The sequence below is a fragment of the Amycolatopsis kentuckyensis genome (assembly GCF_002155975.1).
In the GTDB taxonomy this organism is placed as follows: Bacteria; Actinomycetota; Actinomycetes; order Mycobacteriales; family Pseudonocardiaceae; genus Amycolatopsis; species Amycolatopsis kentuckyensis.
This window is the reverse complement of sequence record NZ_MUMI01000509.1, coordinates 1-6,309: the sequence shown is the minus strand read 5'-3', so window position 1 is coordinate 6,309 and position 6,309 is coordinate 1. Positions and strand designations below refer to the sequence as shown.

The 6,309-nt window shown below is 73.6% G+C and carries 2 protein-coding genes; one reads left to right on the top strand and one right to left on the bottom strand.

Annotated features, from left to right (window positions below; translation table 11 throughout):
• Nucleotides 1–4,078 (bottom strand): toxin glutamine deamidase domain-containing protein (locus tag CCN39_RS39160; protein WP_244211193.1); only part of this gene is annotated, 4,078 nt, incomplete at its 3' end.
• A 645-nt stretch (nucleotides 4,079–4,723) separates the two neighbouring features.
• On the opposite strand from CCN39_RS39160, the gene CCN39_RS39155 reads away from it, so the two are divergent.
• Entirely contained in the window at nucleotides 4,724–5,368 is a 645-nt protein-coding gene (locus CCN39_RS39155; protein ID WP_086851017.1) for a hypothetical protein, read from the top strand.
• Nucleotides 5,369–6,309 lie beyond the last annotated feature (941 nt).

The window sequence follows — 6,309 nt, the reverse complement described above, 5'->3', positions numbered from 1 at the left end:
TGCCGAGGTGCTCCCGCGGGTAGGGCGGCTGACGGCGGTCGGCGTCCTCGTAGCGGGCGTTGTCCGCGGTCGCTTCCTCGGACACCCGCCGTTCGGTTTCGCCCAGCTCGATGTGCTGGGGTTCCGCCGGGATCTCCTCCGGGAGCGTGCCGTGCTCCCGCTGCTCGTGGACGTCCCGCAGGGAGTCCTCGAAGATCCGCACGGCCTCGTCGTGCGCGAGCAGGTTGCCCAGCGCGAGCGGGCGCCTGGCCAGCGAGTCGGCGATGTACGCGTTGGCCTCGTCGCTCAGCAGCCGGACCAGCTCGGGCCGGTTCGGCAGCTGCGCTTCGAGGTAGTCCCTGAGCGGGCCGAGGTCGTGGGCGCGGCCGAGCTCGTCCTTGGCTTCGACGTGCGCGTTCGCCAGGTCCGGGTGCGCCAGCGCGGCCTGGAGGTCCTCGCGGACGAGGAAGCGGTCCGCGTCCGCGCGCACCGGCTCCGCGGCTCCGTAGCCGCCGTGCGACTCGGCCGGGCCGTGCTCGGTCTGGCTGTGCTCGGTTCGGGCGTGCACCTCGTCCGGTGTGCCGATGTGCATCAGCTTGACGCTCGTCGCCGGCTGCGGCAGGTGCATCAGGTCACCGGACTGCGGGTCGATGAACGCGACGCCCTCGCGGGTGTGCACGACCATCGCCACGTGCCCGTACTCGACGCCGTTCGGGCCCGGGTACTTCACCGCGACCACGGCGTGGTGGTCGACCGGCATCCCGCGCATCTCGCGGATGACGTCGTCGTAGCCGCCACGGGCGGAGAACGTCTCCCCGAACTCGCCCTCGAGGTGTTCGAGCGTGCCGCGGCTGCCCATCTCGTGCGGCAGGATCGGCTCGGCCGTCGTGTCGACACCGCGCAGCTGGTCCATGTAGGCCCGGGGGCCGCGTGTGCAGTTCGTCAGGTAGCCGTTTTCGAGGGCGCCCGGCTGGTGGAAGCCCGGGTTGACGTCGCGCAGGTGCGGGTGGCGGTCGTTGATGTAGGCGGCGCGCTCGGACGGCGTCGTCCCACCCGCGTGGATGGCGGGTTCGGCGGGCGGGTTGGTCGCCCGGGCCAGCCGCGAGTAGTCGTGCACCGACACCGGGGGCGGCGGCGGTTCCGCGGGAGCGTCGTGGACGTCGTGGACCGTCGGCTGCTCCGGTGGCGGTGCGACGTGCTGCGGCTCCGCGCCGCCGCCGAGCCGATCCGAGATCGCGGACTGCATGCGCCGTTCGAACTCGGGCGCGTTGCGCTCGTTCTCGGCCCGCCGCTCGGCCATCTTCTGCTTCGCGGTCTCGGGGTCGAGGTAGCGCGGGTGGCCGGGCCCGATCTCCTCGGCCACGATGATCCACTTGCGGCGGCCCTCGACGACCTCCAGCCGCCGCTCGTGGATCAGTAGCTGGGTGCCGGGCCGGGACAGCGATTCGTTCTCACCGAGGTTCTCGGCGAGCTTCGAGATGTCGCGCAGGTTGTTCGACCGGACGTGCAGCTCCACGTCGTCGCCGAACTTCGACGTCGTCGACGCGTCGGTCTTGATCGTCGCGCTGGAGAACGCGGGCTCGACGACCACCGAGCCCGGTTCGTACGGCTTGGCGACCAGATCGGCGAGGCGCGCGTCGCCGCGGAGGTCGTGCGCGCGGACCGTCTCGCCGGACGAGGGCGGGATCTGGTTGAGGCCGTCCATGATCGCGCGGGCGTTCTGCTGCGCGAGCTCGAACCCGGGGTGGTCGGGCCCGCGGCGCAGGGCCTCGTTGACGTCGTAGGCGTACTCGCCGCGGGTGTAGCCGTGCAGCGCGACGGCGCCTTCGTCGGTCAGGTGCGCCAGGTGCTCGGCCGCGTCGCGCTTGGCCAGCGCGTGGTCGTGGATCTCCTGGTAGATGTCCTCGTCGCCGACCGCGCGGCGGATGCTCTCGTGGTCGGCCGGGGTGCCGCGGTGCTCGCCGTCGAAGAGGTAGTTCTCGTCGTGCGGTACCCGCTCGGACACCGGGTTGAGCCGGTCGCTGATCGGCGCGGTTTCGGCGACGTGGTGCGGAGGGGCGTCCCCGCCGCCGAGCGGCATGGTGTGGATCCCGGTGGCGTCGTGCGGCAGTTCGGCGAGCCGCCCGGTGACGGGATCGGCGAAGAGCACCCCGTGCTCGGTGTGCACGGCAGCCACCAGCCGCGACTCCCCCGCGGGCGTCTCGAAGGCGACGGCGCTCCGCGCACCGACCGGACGTTCCCCGAGGTCCCGGGCGACGTCGTCGAAGCTCCCGCGGCTGTCCCACGGCCCACCGAGCTGCTCACCGAGGCTCTGCTGCCGAGCCGGCCCGGCCATGACGTCCTCGCCGTTCATCCGCCGATCGAAGGCGACCACCGATTCGGCGGCGTTGGTCCGGTAGCCGTTCTCGAGGCCATCCGGGCTGTAGTGGTTGCGGGTGTTGACCCCGGTCAGTTCGGGAACGGCGTCCCGCACGAGGCGAGCGTGCTGCTGCGGCGTCTCGACGGACCCGGCGTGCAGGACGGGCTGACCACCAGGGGTGAGCGGCTCGGCGAGCTGCGCCCAGCCACCCTCCGGCTCCCCGGTGGCCGGCGGCCGTCGTTCGGGCAGCGGTTCGGCACCCGGGGGGTCGAAGGGGTTGAGCTTCGACGCCAGGTCGTTGCTCGGTGCGTGCTGGGGGTACTTCTCGTAGAACTCCGCGAGCTCTTTGTCGGCTTCGCGCTGGAAGCGGTCCTCGTCGGCCCGCTCCCCGGCCCGGCGCTGCTCGATGGCGTCGTGGGCATCGCGCCCGGTGAGGTGCCCCGCATCACCGGGCGCGATCTCTTCGGCGTGCACGACGTAGTGCGGTTCCCCGCGCACCGGCGCCGGCTTGTGGTTGGGGTGACCGGGCCCCTCTTCGATGCCGGTGATCTTGAACTGCGTCCCGGCCTTGAAGAGGACTTCGCGTTCGTGCCCGATGCTGGCCAGCTTTTCGACGTCGCGACCGGTCTTCGACTGGATCCGCATCTCGACTTCACCGGGGAAGTTGCTGCGCGGGTGCTGCGCGTCGACCTTCGACGAGCTCAGGAACGACGGTTCGGTGATGTGCGCACCATCGTGGAACCGAGCGAGGAAGGCCTGAAGCCGCGACAGATCGCCCTTGAAGTCGACCCGCCGCGAGACAACGCCCTCGTGCGGCGGAAGTTCATTGAGCCCGGAAACGAGCGCGGCGGCCTGCGGAGCGAGGTGAGCGAGTTCGGGACTGCCCATTCGTAGCGCGTGGTTGAGCGGCCCGACCATCTCGGTCCGGGTGTACGCGTGCACGGCGACGGCCCCGGCGTCGGACATCCCGGGGTGCCACTCGTCGCGCTTCGCGCGAGCTTCGCGGTGGAGCTGCTCGTGCCGCCACTCACCGTCCTGGTCGCTCGTCTTCCCGGAGTCCATGAAGGTGTCTTCGATCCGCCGGATGCCGGCGGGATCATCGGTGTGGAACCGAGGATCGGTGAGATAGGGCTCGTCGAGGCCGGGCTGCCCGTCGTCGTGCGCTTCACCCGCCGGCCGCTGCTCGGAGTCTTGCTCCGCGGGGTGTTCGTCGCCGGACTGCTCAGGGGGAGTGTCGCGCTCGTCGGTCGGCCGTTCGTCCGCGTGGTCTTGTTCGGGCGTGTGCTGCTCGTGTTCGGCGGTGGCCGGGTCGCCCGCTGGGCGTTCGTCGCCGGGCGTGCGCTGCTCGCCCGCGCGGTCTTGGCCAGGCGCGTGCGGATCCTCGGTGGGGCGTTCCGGCGCGCGCTCGTGTTCGGCGGTGGCCGGGTCTTCCGCTGGGCGTTCGTCGGCGGGCGTGCGCTGCTCGTCCGCGCGATCCTGCGCAGGCGTGTGCTGTTCGTCGAGGCTTTCCTGGGCCGGAGCCTGTTCGCCCGCGCGATCTTGCCCGGGCGTGTGCGGCTCCGGCTGCTCGGCGGCGGGCTGCTCGACCGGGCGTTCCTGGGCAGGCTCGCGCTCGGCCGGCCGTTCGTCGGCGGGCGTTCGCTGCTGGTCGCCAGGTGCGCCTCGGTCCGCAGGCGGCACCTGCTCGGCGGGCGCCGGCGTGCGCGGCTCCGGCCGCTCGGCGCCGACCTGCTCGGCCACCGGCTGCTGCGTGGGCTCGGCCGGCTGCTGCGTCCGCGGCGGTTCGAACGGCCCGCGCGGCGGCAGGTGCTCCTGCGGCGGCCCGAACCGCGGCGGCGGAACCGGCGGCCCAGCAGGCCAAGACGACCCCAGCCGAGGATCGTGCGGCGGCCGTCCACCGGGCGGAGGCGGCATCGGCGGCCGCCCACCGGGGTGCGGCCCGGAACCCTGGGGACCGCGAGGCTGGTTCGGATACCCGGCCGGACGCTGCCCACCGGACACCGGCGGACGCGGCCCACCCTGCGGCGGCATCCCCGAATGCGGCGGCATCCGCCGCGGATCCTGCGGAGGCAACCCACCTTGAGGCGCCTGCCCCGGCAGGTGCGACGGCCCCCCACCATGAGGCGGCCGTCCCCCAGGCGGCAACGGAGTCTGCCCACCCTGAGCCCCCGGCGGCACCCCATGCGGCGGCAAACCCCCGGGCGGCACGCCCTGCCCTCCAACCGGCGGCTGCCCACCGGGTTGAGTCGCCTGCCCATTGGACTGAATCGGCCGCCCACCAACCGGCGGCTGCCCGCCAGGTTGTGTCGCCTGCCCACCGAGCGGCGCCTGCCCACCGAGCGGCGCCTGCCCACCGAGCGGCGGCTGCCCACCGGAGTGAAGCGGATGTCCCCCAAGCGGCGGCCCACCAGGCTGAGTCGCCTGCCCACCGAGCGGCGGCTGCCCACCAGACTGACGTGGCTGCCCCCCAAGCGGCTGCCCGCCGGGCTGACCCGGCTGCCCGCCAGGCTGCACCCCGTGCGGGGGCTGACCCCCGGGGTGAGCTGCCGGCGCGCCGTGCGGCTGACCGCCGGGTCGAGGTGCCTGCCCGTTGAACGGCCCGCCCGGCTGCACCCCGTGGGGCGGCTGACCGCCGGGCTGAGCCGGCGGCCCGCCATGCCTGGGCTGGGCACCCGACTGTCCCCCGTGCAGCGGCTGCCCACCATGCGGCGGCTGACCAGCGGGTTGCGTTCCGTGCGGCGGCTGGCCACCGAGCTGCGGCGCCTGGCCACCATGCGGGTGGCCGCCCGGCTGGGCAGCGTGCGGCGGCCGTCCACCCTGCGGGGGCTGACCTCCTGCGCGGTGCCCACCCGGCGGCGGACCGCCCTGCAGCATCCGGCGGGGATCCTGCGGCGGGACCCGGCGCGGCTGTTCCCCCGCCGCCGGTGGCCCGGACGGTCGCGGACCGCCGCCACCCGTTCCTCCCGGACCGCCGGCGTTCGGCAATCCACCCGGCGTGAAACCGCCCGGAGGGGGCGACTGCTGCGGTGACGGGAATCCCGCCGGCCCGCCATCCGCCGCGAACGGCTGGCTCGGGGTGCCCGTGAAGCCGGCCGCTCCGACGTTGTCCTGCGGGCGTCCGCCGCTCTGGCGGCCCGGTTCCGGGGGCGGGGCCATTCCGTAGCCGCCCTGGGACGAGGTGCTCGTCGATGGCTGGCTCGGTGCCGAAGCCGGTGCCTCGCGCTGCTCCGCCACCGGACGCTCCGGTTGCTGGTCCGCGCTCGGCCGCGACGCCTCGGGCGCGCGGTGCTCGGCGACCGGTTGCGACGCAGCCTGCTGACCCTGCGGCGTGCTGTCCGCGCGTTGCTGCGATTCGGGCTCTCGCCGGACCTCCGGCTCCGCTGCCGGCGGCGACGGCGTCTCGCGCCGAGGTTCGTCGCCTCGCGATTCGGGTGCTGAAGACGCTTCCTGGCGCGGTTCTTGCGGACGCGGCTGCTCGCTGCGCGTTTCAGGCGCCGAAGAGGCTTCCTGGCGCGATTCCGGCGCGGAGGACGTTTCGCGCCGCGGTTCTTCGCCTCGCGATTCGGGTTCGGATGCTGCCTCGTGACGCGGTTCTCGCGACTCCGGCTCCGAAGAGGTCTCGCGGCGCGATTCGGGCTCCGACGAAGACTCACCGCGAGACTCGGACTCACGCCGAGACTCAGGCTCCGAAGACGACTCCCCTCGAGACTCCGGTTCCGAATCAGACCGAGAAGCCGAATCCGAACGCGACTCCCCAGCCCCATCGGAGTCACCATCCGAGTCCGCCCGCGGAATGTTCGCCTCGTGCACCGAGTGCATCTGCTCCTTGGCGCCCCCGACCGCGCCCCCGACCGCCTCGCTGGAAGCGCCCATCAGCAGCTGCTCCGGGGTCAACGACCCCAGGTCCCCGCTCACCGCCGCCTGCCCGACCGTCTGCGCGACCCCCTCGACCGCACCCTTCCCCCCACCCC